Source organism: uncultured Aquimarina sp., assembly GCF_947495315.1.
In the GTDB taxonomy this organism is placed as follows: Bacteria; Bacteroidota; Bacteroidia; order Flavobacteriales; family Flavobacteriaceae; genus Aquimarina.
The window spans coordinates 77,642-102,385 of sequence record NZ_CANLYD010000010.1 but is presented as its reverse complement, the minus strand read 5'-3'; the positions used below and the strand labels follow the sequence as shown (position 1 = coordinate 102,385).

Annotated in this window: 16 protein-coding genes; 9 read left to right on the top strand and 7 right to left on the bottom strand. The window is 34.0% G+C overall.

Annotation, left to right across the window (positions count from 1 at the left end; genetic code table 11):
* Window positions 1-5 precede the first annotated feature (5 nt).
* From Q0910_RS17360 to Q0910_RS17350, 3 genes are all read right to left on the bottom strand, one after another.
* Window positions 6-1,196 carry a DegT/DnrJ/EryC1/StrS family aminotransferase gene (locus Q0910_RS17360; protein ID WP_299219131.1) on the bottom strand — a complete coding sequence of 397 codons (1,191 nt, stop codon included), beginning with the start codon at window positions 1,194-1,196 and terminating at the stop codon, window positions 6-8.
* Window positions 1,197-1,281: 85 nt separating this feature from the next.
* Window positions 1,282-1,737, bottom strand: a complete 456-nt coding sequence (locus Q0910_RS17355; RefSeq protein ID WP_299219128.1) for a thioredoxin family protein — start codon at window positions 1,735-1,737, stop codon at window positions 1,282-1,284.
* 69 nt (window positions 1,738-1,806) lie between these two features.
* Window positions 1,807-2,436 (bottom strand): NAD(P)H-dependent oxidoreductase, encoded by a 630-nt coding sequence (locus Q0910_RS17350; protein ID WP_299219126.1) that lies wholly within the window; start codon window positions 2,434-2,436, stop codon window positions 1,807-1,809.
* Window positions 2,437-2,527: 91 nt separating this feature from the next.
* On the opposite strand from Q0910_RS17350, the gene Q0910_RS17345 reads away from it, so the two are divergent.
* Window positions 2,528-2,920: an acyl-CoA thioesterase gene (locus tag Q0910_RS17345; RefSeq protein WP_299219124.1), complete on the top strand. Its 393-nt coding sequence runs from the start codon at window positions 2,528-2,530 to the stop codon at window positions 2,918-2,920.
* Between the two features lie 56 nt (window positions 2,921-2,976).
* Here the strand turns inward: Q0910_RS17345 and nhaC are convergent, their stop codons facing one another.
* Entirely contained in the window at window positions 2,977-4,461 is a 1,485-nt protein-coding gene (nhaC, locus tag Q0910_RS17340; protein WP_299219122.1) for a Na+/H+ antiporter NhaC, read from the bottom strand.
* A gap of 1,264 nt (window positions 4,462-5,725) precedes the next feature.
* Here nhaC and Q0910_RS17335 point away from each other — a divergent pair.
* A complete protein-coding gene (locus tag Q0910_RS17335; protein ID WP_299219120.1) occupies window positions 5,726-6,358 on the top strand; it encodes a CPBP family glutamic-type intramembrane protease in 633 nt (210 codons plus the stop codon).
* Here the strand turns inward: Q0910_RS17335 and Q0910_RS17330 are convergent.
* Genes Q0910_RS17330 through Q0910_RS17320 form a run of 3 tightly spaced genes read right to left on the bottom strand, consistent with a single transcriptional unit; the run spans window position 6,355 to window position 8,237 of the window.
* Window positions 6,355-6,927, bottom strand: a complete 573-nt coding sequence (locus Q0910_RS17330; protein WP_299219118.1) for a non-canonical purine NTP diphosphatase — start codon at window positions 6,925-6,927, stop codon at window positions 6,355-6,357. The two genes, Q0910_RS17335 and Q0910_RS17330, sit on opposite strands and share 4 nt — an antisense overlap.
* A gap of 37 nt (window positions 6,928-6,964) precedes the next feature.
* The gene (locus Q0910_RS17325) at window positions 6,965-7,489 is read right to left on the bottom strand and encodes an HAD family hydrolase (RefSeq protein WP_299219116.1); all 525 of its coding nucleotides are present in this window, start codon (window positions 7,487-7,489) and stop codon (window positions 6,965-6,967) included.
* Window positions 7,473-8,237 carry a DUF2520 domain-containing protein gene (locus Q0910_RS17320; protein ID WP_299219114.1) on the bottom strand — a complete coding sequence of 255 codons (765 nt, stop codon included), beginning with the start codon at window positions 8,235-8,237 and terminating at the stop codon, window positions 7,473-7,475. The genes Q0910_RS17325 and Q0910_RS17320 overlap by 17 nt, the downstream gene beginning before the upstream one ends.
* 132 nt (window positions 8,238-8,369) lie before the next feature.
* On the opposite strand from Q0910_RS17320, the gene ccsA reads away from it, so the two are divergent.
* The 7 genes from ccsA to Q0910_RS17285 all read left to right on the top strand — a co-directional run bounded on the left by ccsA (window position 8,370) and on the right by Q0910_RS17285 (window position 24,632).
* Window positions 8,370-11,540: a cytochrome c biogenesis protein CcsA gene (ccsA, locus tag Q0910_RS17315; protein ID WP_299219111.1), complete on the top strand. Its 3,171-nt coding sequence runs from the start codon at window positions 8,370-8,372 to the stop codon at window positions 11,538-11,540.
* Between the two features lie 148 nt (window positions 11,541-11,688).
* Entirely contained in the window at window positions 11,689-13,269 is a 1,581-nt protein-coding gene (locus Q0910_RS17310) for a solute:sodium symporter family transporter (RefSeq protein ID WP_299219109.1), read from the top strand.
* Window positions 13,270-16,071, top strand: coding sequence for a triple tyrosine motif-containing protein (locus Q0910_RS17305; RefSeq protein ID WP_299219107.1), 2,802 nt, complete (start codon window positions 13,270-13,272; stop codon window positions 16,069-16,071).
* A 253-nt stretch (window positions 16,072-16,324) separates the two neighbouring features.
* Window positions 16,325-19,366: a TonB-dependent receptor gene (locus tag Q0910_RS17300; RefSeq protein WP_299219105.1), complete on the top strand. Its 3,042-nt coding sequence runs from the start codon at window positions 16,325-16,327 to the stop codon at window positions 19,364-19,366.
* A 5-nt stretch (window positions 19,367-19,371) separates the two neighbouring features.
* On the top strand, window positions 19,372-20,838 hold the full coding sequence (locus Q0910_RS17295; RefSeq protein WP_299219103.1) for a RagB/SusD family nutrient uptake outer membrane protein: 1,467 nt from the start codon (window positions 19,372-19,374) through the stop codon (window positions 20,836-20,838).
* Between the two features lie 19 nt (window positions 20,839-20,857).
* Window positions 20,858-22,945: a hypothetical protein gene (locus Q0910_RS17290; protein WP_299219101.1), complete on the top strand. Its 2,088-nt coding sequence runs from the start codon at window positions 20,858-20,860 to the stop codon at window positions 22,943-22,945.
* A 49-nt stretch (window positions 22,946-22,994) separates the two neighbouring features.
* Entirely contained in the window at window positions 22,995-24,632 is a 1,638-nt protein-coding gene (locus tag Q0910_RS17285) for a glycoside hydrolase family 16 protein (protein ID WP_299219099.1), read from the top strand.
* The last annotated feature ends 112 nt before the right edge of the window (window positions 24,633-24,744 follow it).

Here is a 24,744-nt window from a genome sequence, read left to right as displayed (position 1 = left end):
AGTTTTTATAGAATACTTTGTAGAGCTTCAATCATTTTTGAAGCTCTTTCTTTTACGTCACTTTCGGACCAACCTACTTTTATTAAGCATGAAATAGTTCTACCTATCCAGGCATCACTGGCATCAAAAGATTGATTATTTTTTTGAAGTCCTATTTTTTGTTCAGCAGAAAGCGTATTGAGTGATTTAGGCTCTAATAAGTGTTCCCACTTCTTATAATAGTGCCAATTGTTATCAAACCAGTAAAAACAAGCATCTACTCCATGTTCACCAAGGGCTTTGTGTCCTTTTCTTGCTAAATCTTCAGTTGGAAGGAATAGGTTTAAAAAAGCATAACTTTCTACTCCGGTTTCTGGAACTCTTCTAAACGTAACTTCAGGAATAGAGGTCAGCGCATCTCGAAGGATAGTATAATTTTTTTCTTGTAGGTCTAAAGTATGATCTAATTTTCTTAATTGAGCAATCCCTACAGCCGCATTTAGTTCAGAGAGCCTGTAATTATATCCTAAAAACGGATGTGTTTCTGCTCCTCGATCATTCCCAATATGATCATGTCCATGATCCTGATACTTATGGGCATTTTCGGCATAGATTTTAGAATTTGTTATCAAACCACCACCTTCTCCACAGGTAACTGTTTTTACATAATCGAAAGAAAAACATCCTAAATCTCCATAACTACCCAATGGTTTGTTGTCGTAGGTTCCTCCGATAGCCTGACAAGCATCTTCTAATAAAATCAGGTTATGTTCATCGCAAATAGCTTTCAACGCTTTTAGATCTGCCATAGAACCGCACATATGTACGGGCATAACTACTTTGGTTTTTGGTGTAATCGCTTCTTTTACTGCTTTAGGGTCTAAAGTTAAAGTATTATCAATATCACACAAAATAGGAGTAGCACCAACAGATAAAATAGCTTCGAAACTGGCAACAAATGTAAAAGTCGGCATAATCACTTCATCTCCTGATCCAACACCTGCAGAAGCTAATGCTACTGTTAATGCTGCTGTTCCACTTGATACTACCTGAGCGAATTCAGTTTGCATTCTGGAAGCTAGATCTCTTTCTAGTTCTAAGGCTTTGTGATGTCCATTTCGGTTACCATCAAAACCGTAACGCATTAAAACTCCATTGTCTAATACATCTTGAACTTCTTTCTTTTCTTCAGCTCCAAATAGCTCGAATCCTGGCATAGGTACAGTGTTAAATTAAAAAACTCTCTTCGGCAAAAATACCGAAAAGAGTTTTGATTATATAATGTGTAACTTATCTTTTTAATTAATAGTTGTCAATAATCGTGGTTACAAAACTAAAGTATCTACTGGGATCTCGCAGAGAAGAACTGTAAGAACCTTGGGAGCCAAGTACTTTGCCATTATGATCCATTGCAATAATATTTGGAAAACCACCTTGTTTGTTATATTTACTTAATAATTTTTTATTTGCTTTTAGTTGTTCTTCAGAAATTATATCCATTCTTCTAGGGATATCTACCTTTAGTAAAACTACTTTTTGTGATTGATTTTTAAACTTTTCAGTAGAAAAGAAGTCTTCGCGAAGCATGATACAAGGAGCGCACCAATCACTGCCGGTAAAATACATAAGAATAGGTTTCTTAGTATCTTCAGAAACTTGTTTTGCAGTCTCAAAATCTGTTAACCAATGTAATTCGTCTTCTTGTGCAAATACAGCTGAAGTAATTATCAATGATATAAACAGAATTACTTTTTTCATATTATTAAGTTTTGGGTATGACAAAAATATAACATTTTTTACACTCCAAATATCTTGCCAAGTATTTGTCTATAAAACAATTACTGTTTCATTAATGGAGCGTCTTACTTTTTTAAACTCCGCAAACATATCATCGTCAGCACGATAACCTACAGGCAGTACTAAGACTGAATTTAGACCAAGTTGAGTAAGATTAAGAACTTCGTCATATTTTTTAGGAATAAAACCTTCCATTGGACAGGCATCTATTTTTTCAGTTGCGCATACCGTTAATAAATTACCCATAGCCAAATAGGCTTGTTTGGCAGCCCAATTAGTGATCTCATTTGCAGGTTTGTTCTTAAAAGAATCAACCAGTTGTTCTCTAAAGGGTTTAAGTACCTCATCAGAAGTATTTCTTATTGCTTTTACGTTATCAAAATACTTAGTAATGTATTCTTCACCAACAGTATTTTCGATGCAAAAAACCAATACATGAGATGCATCTGCAACCTGCTGTTGATTCCAGGAATATTCAGTAAGTTTTTTTTGAATTTCTCTATTATGTAATACAACTAATTTTAATGGCTGTAATCCATATGAAGTAGCAGTAAGGTTAAATGCTTCTGTAAGTATGTCTATTTTCTCTTGAGGGAGTATACGAGTGTTATCAAATTTTTTTGTAGCATATCGCCATTGTAGGCTTTCGATAATTTCCATTCCAATTTTTTAAAAATTATGCCACAAAGATACAGGTATAACAAGTATCTTTATTCATTAAACTGATAAGAAAAAACTATATCACCATTGTATGAATACTATAGATGAATTGATCCAAAAATCCGAGACTAGAATCTTCAAAGCTGTTTTTCCTAATACTACCAACCACTATGAAACATTATTTGGGGGAACAGCATTGCAGCTTATGGACGAAGTTTCTTTTATATGTGCTACTCGTTTTAGTAGAAAAAAAGTAGTAACAATTTCTACAGGTAAAATTGATTTCGAAAAACCAATCCCTGCGGGTACAATTATAGAACTTGTTGCTAAGATTCATGAAGTAGGCAGAACCAGTTGTTTGGTACAGGTAGATATCTATAAGGAGGAAATGTATAATTATGATCGTGAAATAGCTGTTTCAGGAATGTTCAAGTTTGTTGCTATTGATAATGATAAAAAGCCTATTCCTATTATAGATGCATAGCATAAATAAGCGCATCTAACCTAGTTAGATGCGCTTATTTATTTTATAAGACTTTCTTACTTATCTCCTAACTGTTTGATTTTTATTCTAAAAGCAGCAAAAAGTAGTGTGGTAAAGGGACTTAACCAATTGAAGATTGCAAAAATGAAATAATCTACGACCGGAACACCTAAAACACTACTTTGATAAGCTCCGCATGTATTCCATGGAACTAAAACGGAGGTTACTGTTCCAGAATCTTCTAAGGTTCTACTTAAGTTTTCAGGAGCAAGACCTTTATCCTTAAAAGCTTTCGCATACATTCTTCCCGGTACTACAATTGCTAGATATTGATCAGAAGCAGTAACATTTAGAGCAAGACAACTGACAACAGTACTAGCAAATAATCCAAATACAGAATCGAACATACTTAATAAGGCTTTACTAATTCTAGCTAGTGCTCCAATGGCATCCATAACACCGCCAAAGACCATTGCACATACGATTAGCCAAATGGTGCCTAGCATTCCAGACATTCCTCCAGCTGTAAATAGGTCATTTAATTCTTTACTAGAAGTTTCTACAGCAGTATCCACAGTCATTGCTTTCATAACACCTTTATACGCAGAATTAAAATTCAGTGTTTCACTACCAGCAATATTCATTACAATATCGGGTTGCGCTATAATTGCAGCAATAGCACCTAATAATGTTCCAGCTAATAATGCGATTAAAGGAGGTGTTTTTTTGATAATAAGAGCAATAACAATAACAGGTACAATAAATAACCAAGGTGATATTGTAAATGCACTTTTAATAGCAGCGAGTTGTTCACTAATTTCAGGAGTACCAGAAGTATTAAGTGTAAATCCAATTATTATAAATATAATTAACGTGACTACTATCGTTGGTACTGTGGTGTATGTCATATATTTTATATGAGAAAATAATTCTCCTCCTGCCATAGCGGGAGCCAGGTTAGTGGTGTCAGATAAAGGTGACATTTTATCACCAAAGTATGCTCCAGAAATAACAGCACCAGCAGTCATTCCTAAGGAAATGCCTAATGTGTCTCCAATTCCAATTAATGCGATACCTACTGTAGCAGAGGTTGTCCAGGAACTACCCGTGGCTATGGAAATAATAGCACAGATAATTACGCTAGCAGCTAGAAAAATAGTAGGATTAAGAATTTGTAATCCATAATAAATCATTGTGGGTATAATACCACTAATAAGCCAAGTACCTGCTAATGATCCAACCATTAATAATATGAGTAACGCTCCAGTGGTAGATTTTACGTTGCGAGCAACTTCTTCCATCATTTGTTTATAGGATACTTTATTAAAGAAACCTACTATGGCGGCTACAGCGGCACCCAGTAGCAATATAAATTGATTACTACCACTTAATGCATCATCACCAAAAGCATAGTATACATTATAAAACAACATACCTACTAATGCAACAATTGGAATTAACGCTTCCCAAATGTTTAATTCTCTGTTTTCAATAATTTCTTCGTTTTGGGGATCAGTAGGAGTAATGTTTTGACTTTCCATATATAGTATTCGAAATTTTAAGAATGTAATGTTACGATATTAATAAAATTTATGCAACGTATTCCTTTCGTTTAATTATAAAAATGATGGATGGATATAGTAATAAAATATTCTTAATTGCATTTTATCGAATAAAAATGCTTTTTATCGATAATTCAATGTATATTTGTTCAATGATTTTTGTGAACATGTGATGTTTGAATACTTTTGAACCATCGGAAGAAAGATATTAAGAAATTGAATATATACCGAAAGAGAAAAATTGGAATTGATTGTTTACGTTTTTTTGCCCCAACAAATTTAATTTCCCCCAAAGTTAAATTTGACAAATTACAAAGCCTCAGAAATGAGGCTTTTTTTTGTACCCTTCAGTTTTTTCTAATATCGAATAGGGATTAAAAAAAAACTTATAATTCATTTCTATCACAGGTTCATTTCATAACAAAATAGAAACTTAGCTATTATTGAACTTGAACCTTATGATTTATCTAGGTACATTATAATTCAAATCCTTTTGACTCATTTTTAATGTTCATTTGAAATGATATGTAGTTAGTAAAATCTTACTTTTTTGAATAGATTATCTATGTTTATATAAATAAGTTTCTTTTTATCGATTAAAATCGTATTTTGTCGATTATTTGTATTTTGTTACTACAGCATTTTTCACCAAGTTGCAGTATATCATGTACTTTTGAAGTGTGAAAGAATAAGAGTTACTAATTAAATTAGTTTTAATGTTTCGCCCCCAAATAATTAGATAACTCCAAAATTTAGAGAACTAAACTTTTTTTGTCCAAATTAATTTTACCTACTAATAAGCCTCATACCCCAAGAGGCTTTTTTTATGGAATAAGTTTTCTTGATTCACGATATATTGACTAATAATACCTCCTTTAATGTAATTAAGAAAATTCTTATTTTATTATAGCTTTTAAATATATAATAGATCGTTTTATCTTTAAATGATGTATTTTATCGATTAAAAATGTGTTTTGTCGATATTATAAATTTTTTGTGTAAGCACTTTTGAGATCTTCTTAAGATGTTGGAGTACTTTTGAAGTGTTGTTAATGATTGATATAAGCTGAATTAGTTTTTATGGTATTGCCAAATGCCAATCTAAAATTGCCCCAAAATTGTAAATCAGATAATCCCCAAATTTGATTTCCTTAATAAAAAGCCTCTTGCCCGGAGGCTTTTTTATTTGTTAAAAAATAACTCGTTTCATTTTTTATGCTGAAATTAGTACAAAATAATAATGATGCAACCTACTTTTGCCCGAGGATTAGAGTTATTCTTTCTATTTGTATTACTCCCTGTTAGCTTTTTGTTTTCCTATCCTGCTCCAATAAAAGTGGGATTAACGGTTGCTGGCTTCGTATATATATTGATTCACCTTAAGAGATCAGGGTTTTTAAAAATAAGATTTCCAGATCAGACGTATTGGAAACCATTTTGGAAAGAAACTGTTATTAAACTGGCCATTGTGATTATAATTACCAGTCTATATGTTTTTTGGATAGCTCCGGATAAATTGTTTTCTATTGTAATCAAGAAACCGATTTTGTGGGTTGTTATCCTGTTTGTTTACACCTTCTTATCTGTTTGGCCACAAGAAATTATATACAGAACGTTTTTTTATGATCGATATGAGTCTCTGGTCAAGAATAAGTGGTTGTTTATTTTTATAAATGCAGTCCTTTTTTCATTGGCTCATATATTTTTAAGAAGTTTTCTAGTTCAGCTACTCACTTTTCTAGGAGGTTTATTGTTTGCATTTACGTATCAGAGGACAAAATCAACCACTTTGGTGTCTATTGAACATGCGATTTATGGAAACTGGCTTTTTACTGTAGGAATGGGAGAGATGTTAGCATTTCCAAGCGCAGATTAGTTGTTTAAAAAAGTTACCAATTGTTTCACTGCCTTCGCACGATGACTGATGGTGTTTTTTTCTTCCAGTGGAAGTTCTGCAAATGTTTCAGCGTATCCATTTGGTAAAAAAATAGGATCATATCCAAAACCTTTATTACCTTTTTTCTGGACAGTGATAGTCCCTGAGCAAATACCAGTAAACGTTTCTAACTTACCATTAATATGAAGTGCAACAACTGTTTTGAATTGTGCTTTGCGATCTTCTTTTTCCTTTAAGTTGTCTAGAAGTTTATCCATATTGGCATTAGAATCTTTGGCTTCTCCTGCATAACGAGCAGAATATACGCCAGGATCACCATTCAGAACATCTACCTCTAATCCTGTGTCATCGGCAAAACAGTCATATCCATAATTTTCTTTTATGTATTGAGCTTTTTGTATTGCGTTACCTTTAATAGTAGGAGATGTTTCAGGAATATCCTCGGTACAGCCTATATTCTCTAAGCTTAGTAATTGAATATGAGAAGGAACCAGCGCTTGTACTTCTTTTAATTTATTAGGATTATTTGTGGCAAATACTAGTTTCATTTAAGCAATATCTTTTTGAGTTAGATAGATAAAATATTTAGGCTTTGGCATCATAATTCTCAATCCATTTCCCTTGTACTTTAAGTACTTGTTCTATGACATCTCTCACACAGCCTTTTCCACCTTTTTTAAAGGAAACATATTTAGAAACTTCTTTTATTTCTGCTACCGCATCTTGCGGGCAGGTAGGTAATCCCACCATTTTCATTACAGGTAAATCCGGAATATCATCTCCCATATATAAAACGTTTTCGATTTTGATATCAAGATTATTCATATATTCATTTAGTTGCTCTACTTTATGATGAGCGCCTAAATAAATATCTTTAATTTCTAATCCTTCTAATCTTTTTCTGACTCCCTCATTTTTCCCTCCAGATATGATACATACGTTGAAACCTTGCTGCACAGCAGTTTTTAATGCGTATCCGTCTTTGATATTCATAGTTCTTAGTAACTCTCCATCAGTGTTAATGAGTACGGTTCCATCTGTGAGAACACCATCGACATCAAAGATAAAAGTGGTAATATGTTTTAAATATTCTTTATAGCTCTTTTCCATATCTAGATTGTATCGCTTTGGTAAGCATTTTATATAGTTGTTTTTGTGAATCGTCTTTTAGAATTTCGAGATGTCGATCAATCGTCTGAACATCTTTGCGAATAGCAGGTCCAGTTTGAGCAATATCTGGTTCGATCTCAATTATTTTTTTTGCAGTTTCTTGGATCAGCGGATGTAAAATTTCAAAAGGGACATTATTTTCTCTACAAATCTCATTTCCGATAGAAAACATATAATTGGTAAAATTATTTACAAATACTGCTGCTACATGTAATACATTTCTCTGGTCAGAGGAAACATCATATATTTTTTGCGATAATATAGAAGCTAGATTTTTTAATACTATTACATCTTGTTCTTTCTCGGCTTCAACACAAAACGGAATTTTACTAAAATCAACCTTCTTCGTAGCACTAAATGTTTGTAATGGATAGAAAACCCCACGAGAATTCTTATCATCAATAGCCTGCATTGGAACACTACCAGAAGTGTGAACAACTAACCTATTCTGGAAAGGTAAGGTGCTTGATACCTTTTCTATCGCATCATCACTGATTGCTAAAATATACAGATCAGCTTTTTTTAAGCTATTTAGATCGTTGGTAATAGTAGCTTCTTTTTGATCTTTATGTATTCGTATTCCTTTTCTGTTGTAGGACTGTATTATTGCTACAGATTTTTGATTTAAAAAAGCAGTATACAAATGTTGCGCTACATTTCCGGCACCAAGAATAACAATTGTAATCATTTGGCTAAAATAAGGAAGATACTTTAAAAATTAGACAAGTTTTATAGTTCTGTTAAAACCAACAAATAGGATAATTAGAATGTCTGATTATCCTCTCAAAAACATTAAATTTGCCGAGCTAAAAAAATTACGATGCAAAAGAAGTTGGCAAGTATTTTATTTTCTACCAGATTAATGGCAATCCTATTTATTGTTTTTGCCGCCTCTATGGCAGTAGGTACTTTTTTAGAAGATGCTTATGGTACAACCGCTGCAAGAATTTGGATATATAACACCTGGTGGTTCGAGGCCATTATGGCTTTTTTTATGATCAACTTCTGTGGGAATATAGTACGTTATCAATTGTATAAAAAAGATAAGTGGGCAACATTATTGCTACATCTCTCCTTTATTTTAATACTTTTAGGAGCTTTTGTTACCAGATACATTAGTTACGAAGGTGTAATGCCGATAAGAGAGGGAGAAACGACCTCAGAGTTTTTATCCGAACACACCTATTTAACCGCATTCCTTGATGGAGAAATTAATGGGGAACCGCGAAGACGTGTTGTATCCGAGCAATTAGAATTGACACAGGCTACGGATAATAGCTTCACTATAAATACCGATTATAACCAGCAACCAGTTACTATTCAATATAAAGAATATATCACTGGAGCAGAAATGGGATTGGTTGAAACAGAGGATGGAGAGAATTATTTAAAGATAGTAGAGGCAGGAGATGGTAATAGACACGATCACTATTTAAAAGAAGGAGAAGTTTCTAATATCCATAATATTTTGGTGGCCTTTAATGTCCCTACTAAAGGTGCTATCAATATCACATATGAGAATGACGAGTATTACATAGAATCACCTTTTGACGGTTCTTATATGAGAATGGCTGATCAAAAGCAAGGCTTGGTAATCAAAGATAGTTTACAACCACTGATGTTACGATCATTATATCAAACTGCTGGGATGCAATTTGTAATTCCAGAGCCTGTAATTACGGGAAAGTATGATGTTATCCCGATCGAAGTGAAAGACAAAGGACAGCAAGATGCACTGATTTTTGATGTAACCACTAATGGAGAAACTAAAGAGGTGAAGTTACTGGGAGGAAAGGGATACGCTAATGATATGAAAAAGATTTCTTTAGGAGGCTTGGATATGTACTACAACTATGGGTCAAAGCGATTAGAACTTCCTTTTGCTCTAAAGTTGAATGATTTTATAGCCGAAAAACAACCAGGAACAGAAAAAGTATATAAGTCGTTTATGAGTAAAGTAGATATTGTTGAAGATAAAGCTGCTCCTCGTCCTTATGATATCTATATGAATCATGTTTTAGATCATAAAGGGTATCGTTTTTTTCAAGCTTCTTTTGATCCTGATGAAAAGGGTACCGTATTATCTGTAAGTCACGATTATTGGGGTACTATGATTACCTATGCGGGGTATATGTTATTATATCTTGGACTAATGCTTATTCTTTTTACGAGAGGATCCAGATTTAAGGATCTAGAACAAATGCTTAACAAAGTGAAGATAAAAAAGAAAGAGTTAACTGTTTTAGTAGCTTTATTTATTTCAACTTTTTCTTTCGCACAATTAGAACAGGAACAACAAACAGATCATGTAAATCATTTACAAACCTTACCTGGAAAAGCTAAATTAGACTCTATAATTAAAGCGAATGCCGTAAGCAAAGAACATGCTGCGAAATTTGGTAGTATTGTGATACAAGATGAACGCGGTAGGATGAAGCCAGTTAATACATTTTCTTCAGAGTTATTGCGTAAGTTAAGTAAAAAAGATACCTATGAAGGATTAACTGCTGATCAGGTTTTTGTATCGATGGTAGAGAATCCATTTATATGGTACAGTATTCCTATTATAGAAATACAAAAAGAAAACGACAGTATCCGAAAGATACTAGGTGTCTCTAAATCCGAAAGAAGGGTTTCTCTAATAGATCTAGTAGAACAAGACGGTTCTTATAAATTGGATCCTTATTTAGAAAAAGCAAGTAGTACGAATACACCAAGTAGTTTTGAGAAGGATTTCTTGAAAACCCATGAAAAGTTTTACCTTTTAAATCAGGCATTAGGCGGTGGAATTCTTAAAATTTTTCCGGTTCCAGGAGATGTGGGTAACAAATGGGTTTCTGTGCCACAATTGAATGAGCATAAGTTCACAGGAATGGATTCTGTATATACCAGACAAATTATTCCTATTTATATACAGTCATTACAGGAAGCAAGAAAATCAGGAGACTACAGCAAACCTAATCAATACATAGAGAGTATAAAAGCATTTCAGACAAAGTTTGGTAGTGAAGTCATGCCAGCTGATGATAAAATCAAAGCTGAAATCGCATTAAATAAATATGATATTTTCAGAACATTGTATAAATACTATGGTGTTTCAAGTGTATTATTTATTCTGATCATCGTTTTTGGTATATTTTATTACAAGAATAAGTTTGTAAAAGTGTTGATAAACATCTTTATGGGGATTACTGTATTGATTTTTATGGCACATACATCTGGATTAATAATTAGATGGTATGTATCAGGTCACGCACCGTGGAGTGATGCGTATGAATCCATGATTTATGTGGCGTGGGCAACGATGGCACTAGGTTTAGCTTTTGGTAAAAAGAGCAATCTAACTGTAGCGGCAACAGCCTTTGTGGCTGCAATTATTCTATTTTTTGCTCATGAAAACTGGACAGATCCGGCTATTGCAAATCTACAACCTGTATTGGATTCTTATTGGGTATTGATTCACGTGTCGATCATTGTGGCGAGTTATGGTCCTTTCTTTGTAGGAGCTATTTTAGGAATACTTTCATTATTATTAATGATACTAACCACTGAGTCTAATAAAAAGAGAATGGATCTCAATATCAAAGAGATTACAATTATTAACGAAATGGCATTAACCATAGGTCTTGTTATGTTAACTATTGGTAACTTTTTAGGAGGAATGTGGGCCAATGAAAGTTGGGGACGTTATTGGGGTTGGGACCCAAAAGAAACATGGGCACTGGTTAGTATTATGGTATATGCTTTTGTGATTCATATGCGATTGGTTCCTCGTCTGAGAGGAAGATGGTTCTTTAATTTGATGTCTGTATTTGCGGTTTCATCCATATTAATGACATATTTCGGAGTAAATTTTTACTTAAAAGGATTGCATTCTTATGCTAGCGGTGATCAGGTGGTAACTCCAACAGCAGTGTATTATAGTTTCTTAGTCTGGGCAATATTAGGAGCATTCTCTTATTGGAGATATACTATACATTATAAGAAGTGATTTTTGCAATCATCTGTCTGTCATTGCTTTATTTCTAAATGTAACTATACAAAATCTATACAGTGTTAATTTTTTGGCATTATTGTTAACACTACTTCAATAATATCTGATATTTTTATGATTCTTAACAAATCATTAAAATTTCAATATGGGTATTATTTCTTTTGTAGGATTCACACTTTTAGTTGCTATCATATCATATATTGCTACCAGAAAAACAGACGAAACGTCTTCTGATGGCTATTTTCTAGGTGGCCGTAGCTTAACTGCTGTGGTAATTGCAGGTTCTTTATTACTGACTAATTTATCTACAGAACAAATTGTAGGGTTAAATGGATCTGCATACTCAGAAGGGATTTTAGTAATGGCCTGGGAAACTTTGGCAGCTATAGCTATGGTTGTTACAGCGATTTTCTTATTACCCAGATACCTAAAAGGCGGAATCACTACAGTGCCTCAGTTTTTGGAAAGAAGATATGATACTACAACAAAAGCAATAACATCTGGATTATTCTTAACAGGTTATGTTGTAGTGTTTTTACCTATTGTTTTATATTCTGGATCTTTAGCTATCAGTACAATGTTTGATGTTCCTGAATTATTAGGGGTTTCTAAAGGAGCTTCAATATGGATTTGTGTTATTGGTATTGGTGTTATTGGATCTATTTATGCCATTTTCGGAGGATTAAAGGCAGTAGCGGTATCCGATACGATCAATGCAGTTGGATTATTGATAGGTGGTATTATGATTCCAGTTTTTGGTTTATTAGAAATAGGAGACGGGAGTATTTCCGAAGGAATAAATACATTAATGACTACAAATCCCGAAAAATTCAAAGTTATTGGAGATAGCGATTCTTCTATCCCTTTTGCAACGATTTTTACAGGAATGATGCTAGTTCAACTATTTTATTGGGGAACAAATCAAGCTATTATCCAAAGAGCCCTTGGAGCTAAAAATCTGAAAGAGGGTCAAAAAGGATTGTTATTGGGATCATTTATCAAAATATTAGGTCCTATTATCGTTGTTTTACCTGGGATCATAGCATTTCACATGTTCGGAGATTCGTTATCAAATGCAGATGAAGCCTATCCAACGTTAGTAAGTAAAGTGCTTCCACTATCTTTAGTTGGGTTTTTTGCCGCCGTATTGTTTGGGGCTATTTTGAGCTCATTCAATAGTGCGCTTAATAGTTCAGTAACATTATTTGGTATCGATATTTATAAAGAATATTTTAATAAGGAAGCAAGTGAAAAGCAAGTAGTAAAAGCAGGAAAACTTTTCGGTATTTTGTTAGCTATTCTGGCGATGATTGTTGCCCCGTTTATAGCAAATGCTCCTGATGGATTGTTTGGTTACCTACAAAAAGTAAATGGATGTTATAGTATTCCTATTTTGACGATTATTGTTGTGGGATATCTCACCAAAAGAGTACCAGCGATTGCTGCAAAAATCGCCATAATATCGGGGGCCGTACTTTATTTAATTTATGTTGTATTGGACGCTACCATAATGGAAGGGGAATTTCCTCATTTCCTGCACGTAATGGCCATTCTTTTTGTGGTCAACATCATTATAATGTTAATTATTGGTAAATTGTATCCAAGGGAAGAAGCATACGAGCAACATTATACAAAAGAAGTAGATATTACACCTTGGAAGTATACAAAGATTGTTGGAGCAATTGTATGTTTAATTGTGATATCTACTTATATCTATTTTAACTAATTGAAATATATTAAAAAGACATTTTTATTCTTTCTATTTACGACGATAGTTGCCGCACAGGAATTACCGCCGATAGAAGCCTATTTGCCTGATGACTATGAAGGAGGAACCCAAAATTGGTCAATTTCTCAAGCAGATAATAAATATATTTATGTAGCCAATAACAAAGGACTTTTAGAGTTCAATGGAGCAAATTGGGAACTTTACCCAACTCCTAATGAAACCGTCATGAGATCGGTCAAAGTGATTGGAGAACGTATTTATACGGGATTCTATATGAATTTTGGGTATTGGAAAAAAAATGGTTTTGGAAAGCTCGAGTATACTTCACTAAGCGAAAATATAACAGAAACCCTTATCGAAGATGAACAGTTTTGGCATATTGTTAACCAAGACGATTGGATATTATTTCAGTCTCTTGATAGAATTTATCTTTATAACGTTAACAACGAGGAGATCTCAATTATAGACTCTAAAATAGCCATTACTAATATATTCAATGTTCAAGGAACGATATATTATCAAGATATTAATAATGGAATCTATAAAATTGAAAAAGGAAGCCCGACATTAGTCATAGATGATGCTGAAGTAGTTAATGACAAAATAGTAAATATTTCGAAGTCTCAGAACGGAATTCTATTCTTAACAAGTACCAAAGGTTTCTTTGAGTTTTCGAATGGAGAAGTTAGCGAATGGGGTACACTTTCTGATGACCTATTAACCGATTCTACCATTTATAGTAGTGTCACACTTAAGGATGGGAGTTTTATTTTAGGAACTATTTCCAAAGGATTACTATATCTTTCAGAAAAAGGAGAGGTTACGTATCAAATTAACCAGAATAAAGGATTAAGTAATAATACGGTTTTGTCTTCCTTTGAAGATGTAGATGGTAATATATGGTTAGCATTGGATAAAGGCATTAATTGTGTAAACATAAAATCGCCCGTTCAAAGTTTTAATGATGATAAAGGTACTATCGGTACCGTATATACCTCAATTGTTTTTGAAGGGTTTTTATATCTGGGAACAAATCAAGGAGTATTTTACAAAAATATTAATAAAGATGAGCCATTCAGTTTTGTTGAAGGTACTAAAGGACAAGTTTGGAGTCTTTTTTCTTATGATAATAAATTGTTTTGTGGACATAATGATGGTACTTTTTTAATTGAAAATAATACATCCGAGCTTATAAGTTGGATCCAGGGAACTTGGATTTTTCGTACTGTTGAAGATCATCCTGACTGGCTGTTACAAGGCAATTATGAAGGATTGAGCGTGCTGGAAAAAAATAACGGGAAATGGAGGTTAAAACAAAAAGTTGTAGGATTTGATTACTCTGCTCGATATTTGGAAATATATGATGGTAAATTATGGGTCAATCATGAATACAAAGGGCTTTTTAGCATTACGGTAGACGATGAATTTTCGAAAGTATTAAAAGTCGTTAAAGACACGATAACCATAAAGGGTAAACACTCAAGCATAACAAAATACAAGAACGATTTTTTTTATGCACATCAAGAAGGGGTATCTTTTTATAACAAGGAAAACAAAGCTTTTGATCAAGATAATGTGGTGAATCAGGTTTTTGAGGCTGAAGAAAAAAATGTTGGAAGGCTCATAAAAGATAATATAGGAGGACTCTGGAGTTTTACTGATGAAGAATTAGGCTATATTTCTCAAAGCCAATTTTCGGATAATTTAGAAGTAACAAAAGTACCTATCCCTTATTTGCTAAGAAAAGAAATGAGTGGTTTCGAAAACATTATGCACCTCGAAGAGGAGAAGTATTTATTGGGAACTACGTATGGATATATGATTTTGGATTTATCTAGAGTAAATTCAAAAGAACATACAATTATTCTTGAAAAAGTTTCAGCAAAACAAAAAACTACAGAGTTTAAACCTGTTGAAATTTCTGATTTACCTCCAGTATTCAAATCTAATTTAAATACTATTTCTTTTGTGTATACAATCCCCGAATATGATAAATTCCTTATTTCAAAGTTTCAGTATAAGTTAGAAGGTTTTTATGAAGATTGGAGTGGCTGGACTTCCAAAACCAATAAAGTATTTGAAAACTTGCCATTCGGAGAGTATACGTTTAAGGTTAGAGCAAAAACGGGTAATGTTTTAAGTAAAAATGTTGTTGAATATAAGTTTATTATCGATAAACCCTGGTATTTTTCGGCAGTAGCTATTATAATTTATTCTGTTTTATTGTTAATTCTATTATTAATTACACACAGAGCATATAAACGCTATTATACCAAACAAAGAGAAAAATTAGTAGAAGAGAATAAAAAGCAATTAGAACTCAAAGAACTGGAAAGTGAACGAGAAATAATGAAACTTACTAATGAAAAATTGACTCAGGATATAGATAGTAAAAATCGTGAACTTGCTTCGTCTACAATGAATATTATTAAGAAGAATGAAATCCTAACTACTATAAAAAAAGAGCTTCAAAAATCTGAATTTGAAAGAAATGGTGTAAAGAATGTAGAACGAATTATTGATAGAAGCTTAAATAATAAGGATGATTGGAAACATTTTGAAGAAGCTTTCAATAATGTGGATAAGGACTTTATAAAGAAGCTTAAAGAGAAACACGATAATTTAACTCCTCACGACTTACGATTTTGTACATACTTAAGACTAAATTTATCATCCAAAGAAATTGCTTCATTGGTTAATATTTCAGTTAAAAGCGTAGAAATAAAACGTTATCGTTTAAGAAAAAAGCTACAATTAGAACACTCAGACAGTTTAGTAAACTACATCCTCGAAATTTAAAACCATACATTACCTTAAAACACCACTACATTACCTATACTCTAACGTTGTAGTAGGGTAACAATACCATTTTCTTCACATTTTTTTAATAGTTAGTAAATCCCTAGTACTTACTGTTTTCATTGGTGTTTTACGCAAAGAATTTATTAATTTTTTCATTATTATGTAATGCTGTAGGATTTTTGTTGGGGTTAGTTATTAACGATTTCTTAATGTTCGTAGGTAAATTTGAGTAAATCAAACTAAAACATTTATGAAAATTACTTATTTCTTAATAGCTGTCTTTTTAAGTACAGTTATTAATGCACAAGAAATTCAGATTCGGGGAAGCGTAAAGGATGCAAGCGGATTGGAACTCCCTGGAGTTAATGTTATCGTTAAGAACACTACAAACGGAGCCGTAACAGATTTTAATGGAAATTATACGTTGAACAATGTAGCAGTAGGAAGTGTCGTTGTATTTTCTTATGTAGGGTTCACTACACAAGAAATAACTGTTGGACAAAATTTTGTTATCAATGTTACCATGGAAGAAGACAGTGAATCACTAGAACAGGTCATTGTAATTGGTTATGGGACACAAACCAAAAAAGAAATTACAGGTGCGGTTTCTGTAATAGGATCCGAAACCATAGAAGAACTTAATGTAGTGAGAGTAGAGCAAGCGCTACAAGGACAAGTTGCAGGTGTAAATATCACATCGCAATCTGGAGCTCCTGGTAGCAGTTCTACCATATCGATACGAGGAATATCTACTAACGGGGATAGTAGGCCTTTAATTCTCGTGGATGGTAATGTAATAGAAGATCTTAGTGTGATTAACCCTAATGATATCGAAAGTATTAATGTGTTAAAAGATGCGACAGCTGGTATTTATGGAGTAAGAGCAGCAAATGGTGTTATCCTTATAACTACTAAGTCAGGATTTAAGAATACAGATTTGAAATTCGAATTTGATTCATATACAGGTTTTCAGGAAACCACAAGGAGACTACCTGTCCTTAATGCAACTGAATATGGTATTATAATAAATGAGTCGTTCGCCGCTGGAGGGAGTACTCCTCCGTTTGCCAATTTATCCGAATTAGGAGAAGGTACAGATTGGCAAGATGAAATTTTTAGAACAGCCGTAATTTCTAATATTAATTTTAATGTTTCTGGTGGTGGCCAGAATTCTACATATTCTTCAGGAGTTTCTTATTTAACACAAGATGGTATTGTTGGAGGGAGCGATGCTAATTTCGAGCGTTTTACTGGTAGGTTAAATTATAGTTTGGATTTTGCTAAGAATTTTAAATTTACAACTTCTGGTATTTTCACACAGACCAATAGAAAAACATTATTAGAAAACACATTAGGTTCCGTATTGTTTAATGCATTAAATATGGCGCCTACCTTATCTATAAGAGATGAAAATGGAGATTTCACACTAGCAGAAGGATTAGGTAATGAAGTAATTAACCCGATTGCACAGATAGAAAATACGTTTAACGATACCAGAGTCAATAGAATTGCAGCAACATTTGCTTTAAAGTATAATTTCTTAACCAATTTTACTGTAGAATCTAGATATCAGTTTAACTATTCTGAAGTAGATGGTAAAACATTTTCTCCTGAGGTATTTTATGGATCAGGAAAAGTATTTAATGTAGACAGAAGTAGCGTTACCGAAACCAAAGATTTCTTTAGAGATTATACCTGGGATAATTTCTTAACATACGAAAAGATGTTTGCAGATGATCATGATCTAAAAGTACTTTTAGGAATGTCAGTATTCAAAACAACAGGATCATTTAGCAATTTTACAGGATTTGACATTATAGACAATTCCTTTGCTAACGCAGATCTTTCACTCGCATCTGATATTAGGGATAATCTTATCAATCAAGCTAAAACTTTTGATTCTAGGTTGTTATCTTATTTCTCAAGATTACAATATAATTATAAGGGTAAATATTTATTATCTGCTGTGATAAGAAGAGATGGGTCAACAAAGTTTGGACCTAAAAATAGATTTGGATATTTTCCATCTGCATCGGTGGGTTGGGTCGTTTCTGATGAATCTTTTTTAAGTGATAGTAGTTGGTTAAATTTCCTAAAACTTAGAGCTAGTTACGGTGTGATCGGTAACGATAGAATTAGAGATTTTCAATTTGTATCATTATTGGATGGAGAAGGAGCCTATGTAATAAATGATGAATTAATCGATGATGCACCGGCTATTGGAGCACTTTCTAATCCAGAAATAAAATGGGAACGTCAAAAAACCCTTGATATAGGGTTGGATACAAGATTATTAAATAATAAAATTGATATTACATTTGACTATTTTAAAAAGCGCACAGAAGATTTATTAGTTGTAGCACCCGTTTCAGGTATTCTTGGGGTTGCTGCACCAGGATCATCACCACCTACAATCAATGCAGGTATTGTAGAAAATGAGGGGTATGAGTTTAAAATTGCTTATAGCGATCAGTTGTCAGAAAATTTTAAATTCAATATTAGTTACAACGTTACTCTTTTAGAAAACGAAGTAATATCTGTTAATAGTGACAATGACTTTATTGTCGGCGGTTCATTTGGAGTAGGTCAAGACGAACCTTCTAGGATGGAGGCAGGTAAGCCGATAGGATACTTTTATGGGTTACAGACAAATGGAATTTTTCAGAATCAGGCAGAGGTAGATGCACACGCTACGCAAGTCAATGCTGCTCCGGGAGACCTGAGATATGTAGATCTAAATGGAGATGGAGAAATAGATTCTGATGACAGAACAGATATCGGAAATCCTATTCCAGATGCTACAATGGGATTGAATATTGGTTTAAACTATAAAAACTTTGATTTTACCGCTTATGCATTTGCCTCCGTGGGAAATGATATGGTAAGAAACTATGAACGTAATCAACCATTGGTGAATAGAAGAAATGGATTTTTAGGACGATGGACAGGGGAAGGCTCTACCGATTCTTTTCATAGAGTGACAACAGCTGCTAACTCTAATAGTTTGTTTTCTAGTTTCTATGTAGAAGATGGGTCCTATGTAAGAATCCAGAATATACAACTAGGATATACGTTTTTAGATACATTTATGAAACCTATCGGTATAGATAAATTTAGAATCTACGCATCAGTTAATAACCTATATACATTTACAAAATATAATGGGTATGATCCCTCAGCGTATCAATCAAATCCAGATCCCAGCACCGCAAGTCCGATTGGAGCAGGTATTGATCAAGGGTTTTATCCTGTGCCAAGAACATATTTATTAGGTGTTAATCTTAAATTTTGATCAATATGAAAAAGGTAAAATATAACCTCAAATCAGCAGCTTTTATTGTGCTATTGACTTTAATGACCTCTTGTAGTGACGATTTTGTTGACGTAGATCCAGTAGTAGAAAACTCAGAAAACTTTTTTAATAGTGAAGAAGATTATCAAAGTGCTTTGATAGGGGCATACGATTTACTACAATCCACTTATCTAAATGTAATGTTAGGAGAAATAGCTTCTGATAATACATTAGCAGGAGGAGAAAGTGCATCGGATTCACCTGGGATACAAGAAATAGATGACATGGTTCATACACCCGTTAATGCACAACTCAGAGATATATGGAGTTGGATGTATGCGGGCGTGAATAGAGCTAATTATATAATGGAATTTCAGGATAAAACTGATTTTGCTGGTAAGGAAGAAGTAATTGCTCAGACACGATTTCTTAGAGCCTATTATTATTTTGAGCTAGTAAAATGGTTCGGAGATGTACCGCTAGCAATAGATAGAAGAATTCTTTTTGGAGAAGAAACAGATTTTGATAGAGCTCCAAAAGAAGATGTGTATGCACTCATAGAGGAAGATTTACAGTTTGCAGCAGATAATTTACCAGCAATACAAGCAGAAACGGGCCGCATAACCCAGGGAGCTGCCAGAGCTTTACTTGGTAAAGTATATTTGTTCCAGAATAAATTTTCTGAAGCTGCGATAGTTTTAGATCAAGTAATTACGGGACCTTATGATTTGGTAACAGACTATGAATCTATTTTCGAACAAGAAGGAGAAAATAATATAGAATCTGTTTTCGAAGTACAGTATACAGATGAAGAAGGAGCAGGTTTCGATTGTTTACAATGTAGTGAAGGTAATGTAGCAGTTGGTTTTAATGGAATTAGAAATTACTCAGGACCACTATTTGAATCAGGTTTTAGTTTTAATGTTCCTACACAAGAAGTTGTAGATGCGTTTGAAACAGGTGATATTAGGCTGGATGTTGCTATTTTAGATATTAATGTCTGGGCAGCGGATCAAGGTGCCACTTTTTCTACAGGTTTTGAGCATACAGGATATTTTAATAGAAAGTATATTGCTCGTCAGGGAGATCTTAATACTGGAGATGCCAATCTTACAAACCCAAATAATTATAGAGCAATCAGATTTGCTGATGTTCTATTAATGGCTGCAGAAGCACATAATAGAAAATCACCAAGTAATGATGGACAAGCATTAACCTATCTCAATAGAGTGAGAACTAGAGCTCAATTACCGGATGTAACAGCTACAGGAACTGCCTTGACAGATGCTATATACCAAGAACGAAGAGTAGAGCTGGTTGGAGAAGGACATCACTTTTTCGATTTAGTAAGAACGGGAAGAGCTGCAACAGAGATAGATGGCTTTGTAACAGGAAAACACGAATTGTTTCCTATACCATTGATAGAGATTCAGTTGGCTGGAAATAGATGGGAACAAAATCCAGGATACTAAAAACAAAAACTAGAAGAAGATGAAACTTTTAAAATATATATTCAGCGTATGCCTGTCCGTGCTTTTCGTATTAAGCTGTGCTGAAGACGATAATCTAGACTATTTAGATAATGTAGTAGCTCCGTCAAACATAGCTGCGCTTTTACAAATCACTCAAGATAATACTGGATTAGTAACTATAACGCCAAATGGAGATGGAGTGGTATCCTTTGATATTTATTATGGTGATGACACTGTGGAACCAGAAAATGTTAAACTTGGTAAGAGTGCTACACATACCTATGCTGAGGGAACTTATAATTTAAGATTAGTAGGTATTGGAATAACAGGATTAACAACAGAAATTACACAAGAAGTGATTGTGTCTTTTAATCCACCAGAAAATTTAATAGTTACTATAGAAAATGATGCAGCTGTATCCAAACAAGTGAATGTAATGGCTACTGCAGACAATGCAATGTCTTTTGATGTATACTTTGGTGAAACAGGAAATGATACTCCGGTTACGGCTAATATAGGCGAAACTGCTTCATATACATATCAAGAAGCGGGAACATATATGATAAGAGTTGTTGCTAAAGGAGGTGCCATTGCAACTACCGAATATATAGAAGAGTTTGAAGTAACAGAAATTCTTCAGCCTATAGTATCTGCACCAAGACCACCTGCCAGAGCAATACAAGATGTTGTTTCTATGTTTAGTGATGCTTATACAGATGTTCCAGTGGATACTTGGCGTACACCTTGGTCTGATGTTACTTTTGAAGATGTTGAGATAGAAGGAAACCCTACCAAAAAGTATAGTGCTCTTAATTTCGTAGGAATAGAAGCTACTACAACAACTATAGATGCTAGTACAATGACTCATTTTCATACGGATATTTGGTCCCCAAATTTGACTGAGTTTAAGATTAAATTAGTTGATTTTGGAGCAGACAATGCTTTCGGTGGAGGAGATGATGTAGAACATGAAATTACAGTATCTAGTCCTGCAAATGGAGAATGGGTAAGTTTAGATATTCCATTATCTGATTTTACGGGATTAACTACAAGAAGCAATATTGCTCAATTAATATATGTAGGAGCACCTTCCGGAACGGCGATAGTTTTTGTGGATAACGTTTATTTTCATAAACCACCAGAGCCAGCATCAGGATTAGAAGGGATTTGGAAACTTGCACCAGAAGCAGGAGCTTTTAAGGTGGGACCAGGTCCTGGGACTGGAGACTTTTTCTCAAATAGCTTAGATGATGTAACAACTAGAGCTTGTTATTTTGATGATGAATATATTTTCTCCGTCGATGGAAGTTTTAGCAATGTATTAGGGTCTGAAACCTGGTTAGAAAGTTGGCAAGGAGTGTCTCCGGATCAATGCGGAACACCTGTTGCACCTCATGATGGCTCTGGAGCCGCTACTTACATTTATGACGAAGGAGCTGGAACAGTTACACTTACTGGTGAAGGTGCTTATCTAGGGTTGCCTAAAGTAGTGAACGGAGGAGAATTACCAAATGTTTCTGTTCCATCATCTATTACGTATAACGTCACACTTTCTAATAGTAACAATAGAATGGAAGTAATAATTGATGTTGGTGGAGCTTTTTGGACCTATCAATTCATACGAGAAGTACCATTGATTGCAGGAACTTGGAGACTTGCGCCAGAAGCAGGAGCTTTTAAAGTAGGACCAAATCCTGGAACTGGAGACTTTTTCTCAAATAGTATAGATGACGTAACAACCAGAGCTTGCTATTTTGATGATGAGTATGTGTTCTCTGCTGATGGAAGTTTTAGCAATGTTTTAGGATCTGAAACTTGGTTAGAAGGTTGGCAAGGGGTAACATCGGATCAATGTGGGACACCAGTTTCTCCACACGACGGATCTGGATTAGCTACATATGTTTTTAACGAAGGATCCGGTACAATTAGTCTAAATGGTGTGGGTGCTTACCTAGGTTTACCTAAAGTCGTCAATGGAGGCGAATTACCAAACGTATCCGTCCCAGCATCGATTACATATAATATCACGCTTACTGATAGTAATAATACTATGGAAGTAACAATAGATGTAGGAGGGGCATATTGGACTTATAAGCTCATCAGATGATTTTATTTATAAAATCCAATAAGATCGACGATAACAAAAAATTAAATACATGAAAAAATTAAAATATAATTTCGGAATTTTTATAGTGCTGGCTTTTTTGTTCAGCGGCTGTCAAGAAGATGATGTATCCGTAGGAGAAATTATTGCCCCATCCAATATACAAGTAACAATTGATATTGTAGGAGCAGATGCTAGTAACCCGAACGGAGATGGAAGTGGTACTGTAAATTTTAGTGCTATAGCCGATAACGCTATTACCTATACATTTGTTTATAACGGAAATTCATCGTCATCTCCATCCGGGACACAGTCATATGATTTTTCTGTTACTGGATTAAGTACCTATACAGTAACTGTTATAGCCGTTGGAACGGGTGGTGTATCATCTAGTACAACTGTAGAAGTAGAAGTATTGGTACTGTATGAGCCACCTATAGAATTAATTACAATGCTAACTACTGGATCTTGGAGGATTAAAAACGAAGCTCCAGCGCATTTTGGTTTAGGACCCGTAGGAGGTCAAATAATAGGGGAGTTTTTTCCTGCTCCTCCTAATGATAAAGCGACAGTTGGGATGTATGATGACCGGTATATTTTTAATGTCGATGGTACATTCACACATATCACGAATAGTGAAAATGACGATCCTACTGAGGATCCGTCAGGAACTGTATTTGGAAGAGTTAATTTGATAGATGAATTAGGACCACATAGTATAGCTCCTAATGGTGCAGATATAGAAAATTACCCGTTAAATGATTATTCAACATCCTGGTCAGTTAGTGCTCCCGGAGGTTTAGAAACTTTAAATTTAACTGGAATAGGTTTTATAGGATACTATACCGGTGGTAATCATAAGTATGAACTTTTTAGATATGAAGAACAACCAGATAATGAACTAATTCTTAGAACTACAGATGGAAATAATGAGTTTGACTGGTGGTTTATAATAACCTCAGAAGAACCTGGTGGAACCGATGATATTGCAGAGCCACCTTTCGATACACTAGTTTGGGCAGATGAATTTGATGCTTCTGGAGCTCCTAGTACAACAAATTGGACATATGATATCGGTACAGGTGATAACGGATGGGGTAATGGAGAGTCTCAATCATATACAAATGATTCCAGCAATGTGATTGTAGAAGATGGTTTGCTGAAGATTACTGCTAGAGCTGAGAATGGAGGATATACGTCTGCTAGAATAAAAACCCAAGATTTGTTTTCGTTTACTTATGGTAAAGTAGATGTACGGGCAAAATTACCAACAGGAGGAGGCACCTGGCCAGCAATCTGGATGTTGGGATCTAATATCACAGAAGTAGGTTGGCCAAATTGCGGAGAGATTGATATTATGGAGCATGTTGGAAACAATCAAGATGTAGTATCTAGTGCACTTCATTTTCCTGGAAATAACGGAGGTAATGCAATTTTTGAAGAAACCAATATTGCAGGAGCATCTACAGATTTTCATATATATAGTGTAGAATGGTCATCAACTGAAATTATCTTTTCTATCGATGGAACTCCTTACCACACATTTCCTTATTCAAACAATTTACCTTTTTATAATAATGATTTCTTCCTAATACTGAATGTAGCAATGGGAGGAACTTTTGGAGGAGCCATAGATCCTGCATTTACAGAGTCCACTATGGAAATTGATTATGTAAGAGTTTATCAATAGATATACACTTAGTTTTTAAATTGTTTAGCAAGGAAGGCTATTTACCACACATAGCCTTCCTAAAAACGTATTGATTGTTAAATAAAAATTACAACAAATAATAATGAAAACA

Coding starts and splice junctions, on each gene's coding strand:
- Q0910_RS17285 (WP_299219099.1), top strand. CDS start 22,995: ATGAAAAAATTAAAATATAATTTCGGAATTTTTATAGTGCTGGCTTTT.
- nhaC (WP_299219122.1), bottom strand. CDS start 4,461: ATGGAAAGTCAAAACATTACTCCTACTGATCCCCAAAACGAAGAAATT.
- ccsA (WP_299219111.1), top strand. CDS start 8,370: ATGCAAAAGAAGTTGGCAAGTATTTTATTTTCTACCAGATTAATGGCA.
- Q0910_RS17345 (WP_299219124.1), top strand. CDS start 2,528: ATGAATACTATAGATGAATTGATCCAAAAATCCGAGACTAGAATCTTC.
- Q0910_RS17350 (WP_299219126.1), bottom strand. CDS start 2,436: ATGGAAATTATCGAAAGCCTACAATGGCGATATGCTACAAAAAAATTT.
- Q0910_RS17330 (WP_299219118.1), bottom strand. CDS start 6,927: ATGAAACTAGTATTTGCCACAAATAATCCTAATAAATTAAAAGAAGTA.
- Q0910_RS17295 (WP_299219103.1), top strand. CDS start 19,372: ATGAAAAAGGTAAAATATAACCTCAAATCAGCAGCTTTTATTGTGCTA.
- Q0910_RS17325 (WP_299219116.1), bottom strand. CDS start 7,489: ATGGAAAAGAGCTATAAAGAATATTTAAAACATATTACCACTTTTATC.
- Q0910_RS17360 (WP_299219131.1), bottom strand. CDS start 1,196: ATGCCAGGATTCGAGCTATTTGGAGCTGAAGAAAAGAAAGAAGTTCAA.
- Q0910_RS17310 (WP_299219109.1), top strand. CDS start 11,689: ATGGGTATTATTTCTTTTGTAGGATTCACACTTTTAGTTGCTATCATA.
- Q0910_RS17335 (WP_299219120.1), top strand. CDS start 5,726: ATGCAACCTACTTTTGCCCGAGGATTAGAGTTATTCTTTCTATTTGTA.
- Q0910_RS17355 (WP_299219128.1), bottom strand. CDS start 1,737: ATGAAAAAAGTAATTCTGTTTATATCATTGATAATTACTTCAGCTGTA.
- Q0910_RS17320 (WP_299219114.1), bottom strand. CDS start 8,237: ATGATTACAATTGTTATTCTTGGTGCCGGAAATGTAGCGCAACATTTG.
- Q0910_RS17290 (WP_299219101.1), top strand. CDS start 20,858: ATGAAACTTTTAAAATATATATTCAGCGTATGCCTGTCCGTGCTTTTC.
- Q0910_RS17300 (WP_299219105.1), top strand. CDS start 16,325: ATGAAAATTACTTATTTCTTAATAGCTGTCTTTTTAAGTACAGTTATT.